Raw genomic sequence first — 13,003 nt, 5'->3', positions numbered from 1 at the left:
GGGAGGCCAACTCCCTATACTTGCCACCCCTTTTTCCAATCCCCCTTTCTCTACAGGCACGAGGTGCGTGGTGGACTTCCCTTCCCGTTTTGACGTGATCGTGATCGGCGGCGGCCATGCCGGTACCGAGGCTGCGCTGGCAGCCGCACGCATGGGCGTGAAGACCCTGCTGCTGACCCACAATGTGGAAACCCTCGGCCAGATGAGCTGCAACCCAGCCATCGGCGGTATCGGCAAGAGCCATCTGGTCAAGGAAATCGATGCCCTCGGCGGCGCCATGGCGCTGGCCACCGACAAGGGCGGCATCCAGTTCCGCGTGCTCAACAGCCGCAAGGGCCCGGCCGTACGCGCCACCCGCGCCCAGGCCGACCGCGTGCTGTACAAGGCGGCGATTCGCGAGATCCTGGAAAACCAGCCCAACCTGTGGATATTCCAGCAGGCCGCCGACGACCTGATCGTCGAGCAGGATCAGGTCAAGGGCGTGGTCACCCAGATGGGCCTGCGCTTCATGGCCGGCAACGTGGTGCTGACCACCGGCACCTTTCTCGGCGGACTTATCCACATCGGTCTGCAGAACTACTCCGGCGGCCGTGCCGGTGATCCACCCTCGATCGCCCTGGCCAAGCGCCTGCGTGAGCTGCCGCTGCGCGTCGGTCGCCTGAAGACCGGCACACCACCGCGTATCGATGGCCGTTCGGTGGACTTCTCGGTGATGACCGAGCAGCCAGGCGACACGCCGATTCCGGTGATGTCCTTCCTCGGTAACAAGGACATGCATCCGCGGCAGATCAGCTGCTGGATGACCCACACCAATGCGCGCACCCACGAGATCATCGCCAGCAACCTCGATCGCTCGCCGATGTATTCCGGGGTGATCGAAGGCATCGGCCCGCGTTACTGCCCGTCGATCGAGGACAAGATCCATCGTTTCGCCGACAAGGACAGCCACCAGGTCTTTATCGAGCCCGAGGGGCTCACAACACATGAGCTGTACCCCAACGGTATCTCTACCTCGCTGCCGTTCGATGTGCAGCTGGAGATCGTGCGTTCGATCCGTGGCATGGAAAACGCGCACATCGTGCGTCCCGGCTACGCCATCGAGTACGACTACTTCGATCCGCGCGACCTCAAGTACAGCCTGGAGACCAAGGTCATCGGCGGCCTGTTCTTCGCCGGGCAGATCAACGGCACCACCGGCTACGAAGAAGCCGGCGCCCAGGGCCTGCTGGCCGGGGCCAACGCCGCGCTGCGCGCTCAGGGCAAGGACAGCTGGTGTCCGCGTCGCGACGAGGCCTATATCGGCGTGCTGGTCGACGACCTGATCACCCTGGGTACCCAGGAGCCCTATCGCATGTTCACCTCGCGCGCCGAGTACCGGCTGATCCTGCGCGAGGATAATGCCGACCTGCGCCTGACCGAGAAAGGCCGTGAGCTGGGCCTGGTCGACGACACCCGCTGGGCCACCTTCGAGGCCAAGCGCGAGGGCATCGTCCAGGAAGAACAGCGCCTGAAGAGCACCTGGGTACGCCCAGGGACGCCCCAGGGCGATGCTATCGTCGCGCGTTTCGGCACGCCGCTAGCCCATGAGTACAACCTGCTCAATCTGCTGGCCCGCCCGGAGATCGATTACGCCGCTCTGGCCGAAGTGACCGAAGCTCCAGCCGTGGATACCCAGGTTGCCGAGCAGGTCGAGATCAAAACCAAGTACGCCGGCTATATCGACCGCCAGCAGGAAGAGATCGAGCGCCTGCGTGCCAGCGAGGACACCAAGCTGCCGGCCGATATCGACTATGCCGGCATCTCCGGCCTGTCCAAGGAGATCCAGCACAAGCTGGGTAATGCTCGCCCCGAGACCCTCGGCCAGGCTGGCCGCATCCCCGGTGTCACGCCGGCGGCCATTTCCCTGTTGCTGATCCATCTGAAGAAGCGCAACGCCGGCCAAACCCTGGAGATCAGCGCCTGATGTCCGTGGTCACCCAACGCCATGCCGAGGAACTCGAGCAAGGCGCGCAGACGCTCGGCGTAACGCTCAGCGCCCAACAGCACGAACAGCTGCTCGGTTACCTGGCCCTGCTGATCAAGTGGAACAAGGCTTACAACCTCACCGCCGTGCGCAACCCGGACGAGATGGTCTCGCGCCATCTGCTCGACAGCCTCAGTGTCGTGCCCTTCGTCGCCCAGCACGGCGACAAATGGCTGGACGTCGGCAGCGGCGGCGGCATGCCTGGCATTCCGCTGGCCATCCTGTTCCCCGAGCGGCGCTTCACCCTGCTCGATTCCAACGGCAAGAAGACCCGCTTCCTCACTCAGGTGAAGCTGGAGCTCAAGCTGGCCAACTTGGAAGTTGTCCACAGCCGGGTCGAGGAGTTCCAGCCACAGCTGCCGTTCACCGGCATCTGCTCGCGTGCCTTCAGCTCGCTGGAAGACTTCAGCAACTGGACTCGTCACCTGGGTGACGCCGATACCCACTGGCTGGCGATGAAGGGCGTGCAACCCGACGACGAGCTACAGGCCCTGCCGGCGGACTTCCGTCTGCAAAGCTGCGACGTACTCAAGGTTCCCGGTTGCCAAGGCCAGCGTCACCTGTTGATACTGCGTCGCTCGGTCTAGGGGGAAGCACAGATGGCCAAGGTATTCGCGATCGCCAATCAGAAAGGCGGGGTCGGCAAGACCACCACCTGCATCAATCTGGCCGCCTCGCTGGTCGCGACCAAGCGCCGCGTGCTGCTGATCGACCTCGATCCCCAGGGCAACGCCACCATGGGCAGCGGTGTGGATAAGCAGGCCTTGGAGCACTCCATCTACGACGTGCTGATCGGCGAGAGCACCGTCGGCGAGGCCATGCAGTTCTCCGAGCATGGCGGTTACCAACTGCTGCCGGCCAACCGCGACCTCACCGCCGCCGAAGTCGCCCTGCTCGAGATGAAGATGAAGGAGAGTCGCCTGCGCTACGCCCTGGCGCCGATCCGCGAGAACTACGACTACATCCTCATCGACTGCCCGCCGGCGCTGTCGATGCTGACGGTCAACGCCCTGGTCGCCGCCGACGGCGTGATCATCCCCATGCAGTGCGAGTACTACGCACTGGAAGGTCTGACCGACCTGATGAACAGCATCCAGCGCATCGCCCAGCTGCTCAACCCGACTCTGAAGATCGAGGGCCTGCTGCGCACCATGTACGACCCGCGCATCAGCCTGACCAACGACGTATCCGCCCAGCTCAAGGAGCACTTCGGCGAGCAGCTGTACGACGTGGTCATCCCGCGCAACGTACGCCTGGCCGAGGCGCCCAGCTTCGGCATGCCGGCACTGGCCTACGACAAGCAATCGCGTGGCGCCATCGCCTATCTGGCCCTGGCCGGTGAACTGGTACGCCGCCAGCGCTCCGCCGCGAAAACCGCAACCGCATAAGGAATCCCATGGCCACTAAGAAGCGCGGACTCGGCCGCGGACTGGACGCCCTGCTCGGCGGCAGCACCGCCGCTGTCCTCGAGGAAGAAGCGGTCAAGGCCGATAGCCGTGAGCTGCAGCACCTGCCGCTGGACCTGATCCAGCGTGGCAAGTACCAGCCACGCCGCGACATGGACCCTTCCGCCCTGGAAGAGCTGGCCAACTCGATCAAGGCTCAGGGTGTGATGCAGCCGATCGTGGTGCGCCCCATCGGCGGCGGTCGTTTCGAGATCATCGCCGGTGAACGCCGCTGGCGTGCCAGCCAGCAAGCCGGCTTGGACAAGATTCCGGCCATGGTCCGCGAAGTGCCGGACGAAGCCGCCATCGCCATGGCGCTGATCGAGAACATCCAGCGCGAAGACCTCAATCCGATCGAGGAAGCTGTGGCCCTGCAGCGCCTGCAGCAGGAGTTCGAGCTGACCCAGCAGCAGGTCGCCGATGCGGTGGGCAAATCGCGGGTGACCATCACCAACCTGCTGCGTCTGATCGCCCTGCCGGAAGAGATCAAGACCCTGCTCGCTCATGGCGATCTGGAGATGGGCCATGCCCGCGCCTTGCTCGGTCTACCCCTGGAACAGCAGGTAGAGGGCGCGCGACATGTTGTCGCACGCGGCCTCACCGTGCGCCAAACCGAAGCACTGGTGCGCCAGTGGCTGAACAGCAAGGAAAAACCTGCCGAGAAGGTCAAGGCCGATCCGGACATCAACCGTCTGGAACAGCGCCTGGCCGAGAAGCTAGGGGCCCCGGTGCAGATCAAGCATGGGCAGAAGGGCAAGGGCCAACTGGTGATCCGCTACAACTCGCTGGATGAACTGCAGGGCGTACTGGCTCATATCCGCTGAAATCCGGACACAATTGCTCATGTAGCGGGCGGTCGGAATTCGCTACCGGCCAGTTGAATGGGTGGGGAAGCGCCCCTATACTCTGCGCGCATTTTGTCGGCACAAAGTATGCCAAGTTGTTGATTTAACGTGCCGACTCAGAGGAACAGCGAAGATGGATGCCCGCACGCAGAAGCGCCTGCCCTTCCATCGTTTACCGGTCTTTCCGGTGCTGCTGGCCCAACTGGTCGTGATGCTGTTGGCCGCTGCCGTGCTGTATGGCTGGCGTGGCCCGGTAAGCGCCTATTCGGGACTCTGCGGGGGGCTGATTGCCTGGCTTCCCAACCTGTACTTCGCCCACAAGGCATTCCGCTTCAGCGGGGCCCGGGCCGCCCAGAACATCGTCCGGTCCTTTTATGCCGGCGAGGCGGGCAAGCTGATTCTGACGGCAGTGCTGTTTGCACTGACGTTTGTAGTGGTGAAACCACTGGAGGCGCCGGTTCTGTTCGGTGTCTTCGTGCTGGCGCTCAGCGTTGGCTGGTTCGCTCCGCTGCTGATGAGAACAAGACTTTCGAGACCTTAGAGCGTTTGAGGCAAACATGGCAGAACAAACCGCTTCGGGCTATATCCAGCACCACCTGCAGAACCTGACCTTCGGGAAACTGCCGAACGGTGACTGGGGCTTCGCCCACACCGCACAAGAAGCAAAGGAAATGGGCTTCTGGGCCTTCCACGTCGACACCCTGGGTTGGTCCGTCCTGCTCGGTCTGGTGTTCATCCTGCTGTTCCGCATGGCCGCCAAGCGCGCCACCAGCGGCCAGCCGGGCGGCCTGCAGAACTTCGTCGAAGTACTGATCGAGTTCGTCGACGGCAGCGTGAAGGACACCTTCCACGGCCGTAACAACCTGATCGCCCCTCTGGCCTTGACCATCTTCGTCTGGATCTTCCTGATGAACCTGATGGACCTGGTGCCGGTGGACTTCCTGCCGATGGCTGCTGCTGCCATCACCGGCAACGATCACCTGTTCTTCCGCGTGGTCCCGACCACCGACCCGAACGCCACCCTGGGCATGGCCCTGTCGGTGTTCGCCTTGATTGTGTTCTACAGCATCAAGGTCAAGGGCATCGGCGGCTTCCTCGGCGAGCTGACCCTGCACCCGTTCGGTAGCAAGAACATCGTCGTGCAGATCCTGCTGATCCCGGTGAACTTCCTGCTGGAGTTCGTCACCCTGATCGCCAAGCCGATCTCTCTGGCTCTGCGTCTGTTCGGCAACATGTATGCCGGCGAGCTGATCTTCATCCTGATCGCCGTGATGTTCGGCAGCGGCCTGTTCCTGCTGAGCACTCTGGGCGTGGCGCTGAACTGGGCGTGGGCGGTGTTCCACATCCTGATCATCACCCTGCAGGCCTTCATCTTCATGATGTTGACCATCGTCTACCTGTCGATGGCTCACGAAGACAACCACTAAGAGGCGCCTTGCGCGTCTCTGGTAGCTGAAAACCGCTTTACCGCTTCACTTAAACCCCTAAACCAATACGACGTAAAAAGTCGGGAGGAAAAATGGAAACTGTAGTTGGTCTCACCGCGATTGCTGTTGCCCTGCTGATCGGTCTGGGCGCTCTGGGTACTGCCATTGGCTTCGGTCTGCTGGGCGGCAAGTTCCTGGAAGGCGCTGCTCGTCAGCCGGAAATGGTTCCGATGCTGCAGGTGAAAATGTTCATCGTCGCCGGTCTGCTGGACGCCGTGACCATGATCGGTGTTGGTATCGCTCTGTTCTTCACCTTCGCTAACCCGTTCATCGCTCAAATCCCGGCCTAATCAACTCTTCGAGTTGATTAGCTGGATAGACAACGAACGAGCGAGGTACTGGCGTGAACATTAATGCAACCCTGATTGGCCAGGCCGTTGCGTTCTTCATTTTCGTGCTGTTCTGCATGAAGTTCGTGTGGCCTCCGGTCATCACGGCTCTGCGCGAACGCCAAAAGAAGATCGCCGATGGTCTGGACGCCGCCAACCGTGCGGCTCGCGATCTGGAACTGGCCCACGAGAAAGTTGCCCAGCAACTGCGTGAAGCCAAAACCCAGGCTGCTGAAATCATCGAGCAGGCCAAGAAACGCGGTACTCAGATCGTCGACGAAGCCCGTGATCAGGCTCGTGTCGAAGCTGACCGTGTGAAGGCTCAGGCTCAGGCCGAGATCGAACAGGAACTGAACAGCGTCAAAGACGCCCTGCGCGCCCAAGTGGGTGCCCTGGCCGTTGGCGGTGCCGAGAAGATCCTGGGTGCATCCATCGATCAAAACGCGCATGCGGAGCTGGTTAACAAACTGGCCGCCGAAATCTAAGCGAGGGCGATCATGGCAGAACTGACCACGCTGGCCCGACCTTACGCCAAGGCAGCTTTCGAGCACGCTCAGGCCCACCAGCAACTGGCCTCCTGGTCAGCCATGCTCGGCCTGGCTGCAGCGGTGTCGCAAGACGACACCATGCAGCGCGTGCTCAAGGCCCCGCGTCTGACGAGTACAGAAAAGGCCACCACTTTCAATGAAGTGTGTGGTGACAAGTTCGACGCCCAGGCACGTAACTTCATTTCCGTCGTCTCCGAAAACGATCGTCTCGATCTGTTGCCGGAAATCGCCGCCCAGTTCGAGCTGTACAAGGCCGAGCAGGAGAAGTCGGTAGACGTGGAAGTGACCAGTGCCTTCGCATTGAGCACCGAACAGCAAGACAAACTCGCCAAGGTTCTCAGCGCACGGCTCAGCCGAGAAGTGCGTCTGCACGCGACGGAAGACTCCTCCCTCATCGGTGGTGTCGTGATCCGCGCGGGCGACCTGGTTATCGATGGCTCGGTTCGCGGCAAAATCGCGAAACTGGCCGAAGCGTTGAAATCTTGAGTTTGAAGGGGCAGCAGAGCAATGCAGCAACTCAATCCTTCCGAAATTAGTGAAATCATCAAGGGACGTATCGAGAAACTCGACGTCTCTTCCCAAGCCCGCAACGAAGGTACCGTGGTATCCGTTTCCGACGGTATCGTGCGTATCTACGGTCTGGCCGACGTTATGTACGGCGAAATGATCGAGTTCCCGGGCGGCGTCTACGGTATGGCGCTGAACCTGGAGCAAGACTCCGTCGGCGCCGTAGTGCTGGGTGCATACACCAGCCTCGCCGAAGGCATGAGCGCCAAGTGCACCGGCCGCATCCTGGAAGTCCCGGTTGGTCCGGAACTGCTGGGCCGCGTAGTCGACGCGCTGGGCAACCCGATCGATGGCAAAGGCCCGATCAATGCTCAAGCCACCGACGCCGTCGAGAAAGTCGCTCCGGGCGTGATCTGGCGTAAGTCGGTCGACCAGCCGGTGCAGACCGGTTACAAGTCGGTCGATGCCATGATCCCAGTAGGCCGTGGCCAGCGCGAGCTGATCATCGGTGACCGTCAGATCGGTAAGACCGCTCTGGCCGTCGACGCCATCATCAACCAGAAGAACAGCGGCATCCGCTGCGTCTACGTGGCCATCGGTCAGAAGCAATCGACCATCGCCAACGTGGTTCGCAAGCTGGAAGAAGCTGGCGCCCTGGCCAACACCATCGTTGTCGCCGCGTCCGCGTCCGAGTCGGCTGCCCTGCAGTTCCTCGCGCCGTACGCCGGTTGCACCATGGGCGAATACTTCCGCGACCGCGGTGAAGACGCCCTGATCGTGTACGACGACCTGTCCAAGCAGGCCGTTGCCTACCGCCAGATCTCCCTGCTGCTGCGCCGTCCGCCGGGCCGCGAAGCCTACCCGGGCGACGTGTTCTATCTCCACAGCCGTCTGCTGGAGCGCGCTTCCCGCGTTTCCGAAGAGTACGTCGAGAAGTTCACCAATGGCGCCGTGACTGGCAAGACCGGTTCCCTGACCGCTCTGCCGATCATCGAAACCCAGGCTGGTGACGTTTCCGCGTTCGTTCCGACCAACGTGATCTCGATCACCGACGGCCAGATCTTCCTGGAATCGGCCATGTTCAACTCGGGCATCCGTCCGGCCGTCAACGCCGGTATCTCGGTTTCCCGCGTGGGTGGTGCCGCTCAGACCAAGATCATCAAGAAGCTGTCCGGTGGTATCCGTACCGCTCTGGCTCAGTACCGTGAACTGGCGGCCTTTGCCCAGTTCGCTTCTGACCTGGACGAGGCTACCCGCAAGCAGCTGGATCACGGTCAGCGCGTTACCGAGCTGATGAAGCAGAAGCAGTACGCGCCGATGTCGATCGCCGACATGTCGGTAAGCCTGTACGCCGCCGAGCGTGGTTTCCTGGCCGACGTCGAAGTCGCCAAGATCATCAGCTTCGAGCAGGCCCTGATCGCCTTCTTCAACCGTGAGAACGCCGCACTGATGGCGAAGATCAACGAGAAGGGCGACTTCAATGACGACATCGATGGCCAGCTGAAAGCCGGTATCGAGAAGTTCAAGGCCACCCAAACCTGGTAAGCCGCAGTGGGGGTCGCGAGGCCCCCGCTTGCTAACCTGATAGGTGTTACATGGCAGGCGCAAAAGAGATTCGCAGCAAGATTGCGAGCATCAAAAGCACGCAGAAGATCACCAGCGCCATGGAAAAGGTGGCGACCAGCAAAATGCGCAGAGCTCAACAGCGCATGGCGTCTAGTCGTCCCTACGCGGAGCGTATCCGCCAGGTGATTGGTCATCTGGCCAACGCCAACCCGGAATATCGTCATCCGTTCATGATCGAGCGTGAAGTCAAGCGCGTCGGTTACGTGGTGGTGAGTTCGGACCGTGGTCTGTGCGGTGGTCTGAATACCAACCTGTTCAAGGCTCTGGTCAAGGACATGGCGAGCAATCGCGAGCAAGGCGTAGAGGTTGATCTCTGCGTGATTGGCAGCAAGGGTGCGGCGTTCTTCCGCAACTTTGGTGGCAATGTCGTTGCTGCGATCAGCCACCTGGGCGAAGAACCGTCGATCAACGATCTGATCGGTTCCGTCAAGGTGATGCTCGATGCTTACCTCGAAGGTCGCATCGATCGTCTGTCCGTGGTCTCGAACAAGTTCGTCAATACCATGACGCAAAAGCCGACAGTGGAGCAGCTCGTTCCCCTGGTGGCGACTCCGGATGAAGGTCTCAAGCACCACTGGGACTACCTGTACGAACCCGACGCCAAACAGCTGCTCGACGGCCTGATGGTGCGCTACGTGGAATCGCAGGTGTACCAAGCAGTGGTTGAGAACAACGCGGCTGAACAAGCGGCCCGGATGATCGCGATGAAGAACGCCACCGACAACGCTGGCGATCTGATCAAAGACCTGCAGCTGATTTACAACAAGGCTCGTCAGGCAGCGATCACCCAGGAAATTTCGGAAATCGTCGGCGGCGCTGCCGCGGTTTAAGAACGGTTCAAATATTCAGAGGAACCAAAGATGAGTAGCGGACGTATCGTTCAAATCATCGGCGCCGTTATCGACGTGGAATTCCCGCGTGATCAAGTGCCGAGTGTTTATGAAGCGCTGAAAGTAGTCGGCGCCGAAACCACCCTCGAAGTTCAGCAGCAGCTGGGCGACGGCGTGGTTCGCTCCATTGCCATGGGTTCGACCGAAGGCCTGAAACGCGGCCTGGACGTCACCCGTACCAACAAGGCCATCTCCGTACCGGTCGGTAAAGCGACCCTGGGCCGGATCATGGACGTGCTGGGCAACCCGATCGACGAAGCTGGCCCGATCGGCGAAGAAGAGCAGTGGGAAATCCACCGCGCTGCGCCGTCGTACGCCGAGCAAGCTGGCGGCAACGAGCTGCTGGAAACCGGCATCAAGGTAATCGACCTGGTCTGCCCGTTCGCCAAGGGCGGTAAGGTCGGTCTGTTCGGTGGTGCCGGCGTCGGCAAGACCGTGAACATGATGGAACTGATCCGTAACATCGCCATGGAACACAGCGGTTACTCCGTGTTCGCTGGTGTGGGTGAGCGTACTCGTGAGGGTAACGACTTCTACCACGAGATGAAGGATTCCAACGTTCTCGACAAGGTAGCCCTGGTTTACGGTCAGATGAACGAGCCGCCAGGCAACCGTCTGCGCGTGGCACTGACCGGCCTGACCATGGCCGAGAAGTTCCGTGACGAAGGTCGTGACGTTCTGCTGTTCGTCGACAACATCTACCGTTACACCCTCGCCGGTACCGAAGTATCCGCACTGCTGGGCCGTATGCCTTCCGCAGTAGGTTACCAGCCGACTCTGGCCGAAGAGATGGGCGTTCTGCAGGAGCGTATTACCTCTACCAAGAACGGCTCGATCACTTCGGTACAGGCCGTATACGTACCTGCGGACGACCTGACCGACCCGAGCCCGGCGACTACCTTCGCCCACTTGGACGCCACCGTCGTACTGTCGCGTGACATCGCCTCCCTGGGTATCTACCCGGCCGTGGACCCGCTGGACTCCACCTCCCGTCAGCTCGATCCGCTGGTGGTTGGTCAGGAGCACTACGAGACCGCGCGTGGCGTGCAGTACGTTCTGCAGCGCTACAAGGAGCTGAAGGACATCATCGCGATCCTCGGTATGGACGAACTGTCGGAAGCCGACAAGCAGCTGGTATCCCGTGCTCGTAAGATCCAGCGCTTCCTGTCCCAGCCGTTCTTCGTGGCCGAAGTCTTCACCGGTTCGCCAGGCAAGTACGTTTCCCTGAAGGACACCATCGCTGGTTTCAGCGGCATCCTGAAAGGTGACTACGATCACCTGCCGGAGCAGGCGTTCTACATGGTTGGCAGCATCGACGAAGCCATCGAGAAAGCCAAGAAACTGTAATCCCCTGTGCGCCCGGCAACGGGCGCTCGTGAGGCAAGCGTATGGCCATTACTGTCCATTGCGACATCGTCAGTGCCGAAGCGGAGATCTTCTCCGGTCTGGTCGAGATGGTGATCGCGCACGGCAACCTGGGCGATCTCGGTATCGCTCCGGGCCACGCCCCGCTGATCACCGACCTGAAGCCGGGCCCGATTCGCCTGGTCAAGCAGGGCGGCGAGCATGAGGTGTTCTACATCTCTGGTGGTTTCCTCGAAGTGCAGCCGAACATGGTGAAGGTCCTGGCCGACACCGTGACCCGCGCTGGTGACATCGACGAAGCTGCTGCCCAGGAGGCCCTCAAGGCCGCCGAGAAGGCGCTCAACGAGAAAGGCTCGGAATTCGACTACGGTTCCGCCGCCGCTCACCTGGCCGAAGTGGCAGCTCAGCTGCGCACCGTGCAACAGCTGCGCAAGAAGTTCTGAGGCTCGTCCTCCGTCTTCAGCGTTAGCGAGTAAAAGGGTAGCCTTGGCTACCCTTTTTCTTTTCTGCCGTTTTATCCACAGGTGGTATTCCGCCTGTGCCCGTTCAGGATTCCGCCATGTCCCTCGATATCGTCATCCTCGCCGCCGGCCAGGGCACCCGCATGCGCTCGGCCCTGCCCAAGGTGCTGCATCCGGTTGCCGGCAAGCCCATGCTCGGCCATGTCATCGACACCGCCCGCATGCTATCGCCGCGCAAGATCCATGTGGTGATCGGCCATGGCGCCGAACTGGTCCGCGAGCGTCTGGCGGCCGACGATATCAACTTCGTCCTGCAGGCCGAGCAGCTGGGTACCGGCCACGCCGTGGCCCAGGCGCTGCCGGCGCTGGAGGCGGAGAAGGTGCTGATCCTCTACGGCGACGTACCACTGACTCGAGTGGAAACCCTGACCCGCCTGCTCGAGCAGGCCAACGATGCCCAGCTGGGACTGCTGACGGTCAACCTGGCCGATCCCACCGGCTATGGTCGCATCGTGCGTGACGCCAACGGCGTGGTGCAGGCCATCGTCGAGCACAAGGATGCCAGCGAGGCGCAGCGCGCCATCCGCGAGGGCAACACCGGCATCCTCGCGGTACCGGGCAAGCGCCTCGGCGATTGGCTGGGCCGGCTGTCCAACAGCAATGCCCAGGGTGAGTACTACCTCACCGACGTGATCGCCATGGCCGTGGCCGACGGCCTGGTGGTGGCCACCGAGACAGCCCAGGACGAGATGGAAGTGCTCGGCGCCAACGACCGCATCCAGCTGTCGCAGCTCGAATGCCACTACCAGCAGCGCATGGCCCGCCAACTGATGGCCCAGGGCGTGACCCTGTTTGACCCGCATCGCTTCGATGTGCGTGGTGAAGTGACCGTAGGCCGCGACGTGACCATCGACATCAACGTGATCCTCGAAGGCAAGGTGGTCATCGAAGACAACGTACAGATCGGCCCCAACTGCGTGATCAAGGATTCCATCCTGCGCCGCGGCTCCATCGTCAAAGCCAACAGCCACCTGGAAGGTGCCGAAGTAGGCGAGGGCGCCGACTGCGGACCGTTTGCCCGCCTGCGGCCGGGTGCCAAGCTGGGTGCCAAGGCCCATGTCGGCAACTTCGTCGAGCTGAAGAATGCGGTGCTGGGCGAGGGTGCCAAGGCCGGCCACCTGAGCTACCTGGGCGATGCCGAGATCGGCGCACGAACCAACATCGGCGCCGGCACCATCACCTGCAACTACGACGGTGCCAACAAGCACAAGACGGTGATGGGTGAGGACGTGTTCATTGGCTCCAACAGTTCCATCGTCGCCCCGGTCACCCTCGGCGACGGCGCCACCACCGGTGCCGGCTCCACCGTGACTCAGGATGTTCCAGCCAAGGCACTGGCGGTCGGCCGTGCCAAGCAGCGCAACATCGAAGGTTGGAAGCGCCCGCAGAAGACCCCCAAGTAGTTGGATGCGAGCAA

The 13,003-nt window shown here is 61.7% G+C and carries 14 protein-coding genes; all 14 read left to right on the top strand.

All coding sequences use genetic code 11. The annotated features are described in order from the left end of the window. The first annotated feature begins 70 nt into the window (after positions 1-70). The 14 genes from mnmG (at position 71) to glmU (ending at position 12,989) form a co-directional block, all read left to right on the top strand. Positions 71-1,963: a tRNA uridine-5-carboxymethylaminomethyl(34) synthesis enzyme MnmG gene (gene mnmG / locus IB232_RS11855; RefSeq protein WP_192398841.1), complete on the top strand. Its 1,893-nt coding sequence runs from the start codon at positions 71-73 to the stop codon at positions 1,961-1,963. Then, complete coding sequence (rsmG, locus tag IB232_RS11850; protein ID WP_192398840.1) at positions 1,963-2,610, top strand: 16S rRNA (guanine(527)-N(7))-methyltransferase RsmG; 648 nt, start codon at positions 1,963-1,965, stop codon at positions 2,608-2,610. The genes mnmG and rsmG overlap by 1 nt, the downstream gene beginning before the upstream one ends. A 12-nt stretch (positions 2,611-2,622) precedes the next feature. Beyond that, positions 2,623-3,411, top strand: a complete 789-nt coding sequence (locus IB232_RS11845; RefSeq protein ID WP_192398839.1) for a ParA family protein — start codon at positions 2,623-2,625, stop codon at positions 3,409-3,411. Between the two features lie 8 nt (positions 3,412-3,419). Further along, positions 3,420-4,292 (top strand): ParB/RepB/Spo0J family partition protein, encoded by an 873-nt coding sequence (locus IB232_RS11840; protein ID WP_192398838.1) that lies wholly within the window; start codon positions 3,420-3,422, stop codon positions 4,290-4,292. Between the two features lie 154 nt (positions 4,293-4,446). Continuing rightward, on the top strand, positions 4,447-4,854 hold the full coding sequence (locus IB232_RS11835; protein ID WP_137973933.1) for a F0F1 ATP synthase subunit I: 408 nt from the start codon (positions 4,447-4,449) through the stop codon (positions 4,852-4,854). Between the two features lie 16 nt (positions 4,855-4,870). After that, the gene (gene atpB / locus IB232_RS11830; RefSeq protein WP_192398837.1) at positions 4,871-5,740 is read left to right on the top strand and encodes a F0F1 ATP synthase subunit A; all 870 of its coding nucleotides are present in this window, start codon (positions 4,871-4,873) and stop codon (positions 5,738-5,740) included. A 92-nt stretch (positions 5,741-5,832) separates the two neighbouring features. After that, a complete protein-coding gene (atpE, locus tag IB232_RS11825; RefSeq protein ID WP_173210797.1) occupies positions 5,833-6,090 on the top strand; it encodes a F0F1 ATP synthase subunit C in 258 nt (85 codons plus the stop codon). A gap of 53 nt (positions 6,091-6,143) precedes the next feature. Then, positions 6,144-6,614, top strand: a complete 471-nt coding sequence (locus tag IB232_RS11820) for a F0F1 ATP synthase subunit B (RefSeq protein ID WP_137973935.1) — start codon at positions 6,144-6,146, stop codon at positions 6,612-6,614. Between the two features lie 12 nt (positions 6,615-6,626). Beyond that, the gene (locus IB232_RS11815; RefSeq protein WP_137973936.1) at positions 6,627-7,163 is read left to right on the top strand and encodes a F0F1 ATP synthase subunit delta; all 537 of its coding nucleotides are present in this window, start codon (positions 6,627-6,629) and stop codon (positions 7,161-7,163) included. A gap of 21 nt (positions 7,164-7,184) precedes the next feature. Beyond that, the gene (gene atpA / locus IB232_RS11810; RefSeq protein ID WP_021702536.1) at positions 7,185-8,729 is read left to right on the top strand and encodes a F0F1 ATP synthase subunit alpha; all 1,545 of its coding nucleotides are present in this window, start codon (positions 7,185-7,187) and stop codon (positions 8,727-8,729) included. A 50-nt stretch (positions 8,730-8,779) separates the two neighbouring features. After that, positions 8,780-9,640 carry a F0F1 ATP synthase subunit gamma gene (gene atpG, locus IB232_RS11805; protein WP_137973937.1) on the top strand — a complete coding sequence of 287 codons (861 nt, stop codon included), beginning with the start codon at positions 8,780-8,782 and terminating at the stop codon, positions 9,638-9,640. 30 nt (positions 9,641-9,670) lie between these two features. Further along, entirely contained in the window at positions 9,671-11,047 is a 1,377-nt protein-coding gene (atpD, locus tag IB232_RS11800) for a F0F1 ATP synthase subunit beta (protein ID WP_192398836.1), read from the top strand. 41 nt (positions 11,048-11,088) lie between these two features. After that, positions 11,089-11,508, top strand: coding sequence for a F0F1 ATP synthase subunit epsilon (locus IB232_RS11795; protein WP_137973939.1), 420 nt, complete (start codon positions 11,089-11,091; stop codon positions 11,506-11,508). Between the two features lie 116 nt (positions 11,509-11,624). Next, on the top strand, positions 11,625-12,989 hold the full coding sequence (glmU, locus tag IB232_RS11790; RefSeq protein WP_192398835.1) for a bifunctional UDP-N-acetylglucosamine diphosphorylase/glucosamine-1-phosphate N-acetyltransferase GlmU: 1,365 nt from the start codon (positions 11,625-11,627) through the stop codon (positions 12,987-12,989). Positions 12,990-13,003: the final 14 nt, after the last annotated feature.

The organism is Pseudomonas sp. PDM15 (assembly GCF_014851565.1).
Classification (GTDB): Bacteria; Pseudomonadota; Gammaproteobacteria; order Pseudomonadales; family Pseudomonadaceae; genus Aquipseudomonas.
This window is presented reverse-complemented; position numbering and strand designations above follow the sequence as displayed.

Bases quoted from the DNA above. Each gene is read 5' to 3' on its own strand.
- rsmG (WP_192398840.1), top strand. From the start codon at position 1,963: ATGTCCGTGGTCACCCAACGCCATGCCGAGGAACTCGAGCAAGGCGCG.
- IB232_RS11845 (WP_192398839.1), top strand. From the start codon at position 2,623: ATGGCCAAGGTATTCGCGATCGCCAATCAGAAAGGCGGGGTCGGCAAG.
- IB232_RS11840 (WP_192398838.1), top strand. From the start codon at position 3,420: ATGGCCACTAAGAAGCGCGGACTCGGCCGCGGACTGGACGCCCTGCTC.
- IB232_RS11835 (WP_137973933.1), top strand. From the start codon at position 4,447: ATGGATGCCCGCACGCAGAAGCGCCTGCCCTTCCATCGTTTACCGGTC.
- atpB (WP_192398837.1), top strand. From the start codon at position 4,871: ATGGCAGAACAAACCGCTTCGGGCTATATCCAGCACCACCTGCAGAAC.
- atpE (WP_173210797.1), top strand. From the start codon at position 5,833: ATGGAAACTGTAGTTGGTCTCACCGCGATTGCTGTTGCCCTGCTGATC.
- IB232_RS11815 (WP_137973936.1), top strand. From the start codon at position 6,627: ATGGCAGAACTGACCACGCTGGCCCGACCTTACGCCAAGGCAGCTTTC.
- atpA (WP_021702536.1), top strand. From the start codon at position 7,185: ATGCAGCAACTCAATCCTTCCGAAATTAGTGAAATCATCAAGGGACGT.
- atpG (WP_137973937.1), top strand. From the start codon at position 8,780: ATGGCAGGCGCAAAAGAGATTCGCAGCAAGATTGCGAGCATCAAAAGC.
- atpD (WP_192398836.1), top strand. From the start codon at position 9,671: ATGAGTAGCGGACGTATCGTTCAAATCATCGGCGCCGTTATCGACGTG.
- IB232_RS11795 (WP_137973939.1), top strand. From the start codon at position 11,089: ATGGCCATTACTGTCCATTGCGACATCGTCAGTGCCGAAGCGGAGATC.
- glmU (WP_192398835.1), top strand. From the start codon at position 11,625: ATGTCCCTCGATATCGTCATCCTCGCCGCCGGCCAGGGCACCCGCATG.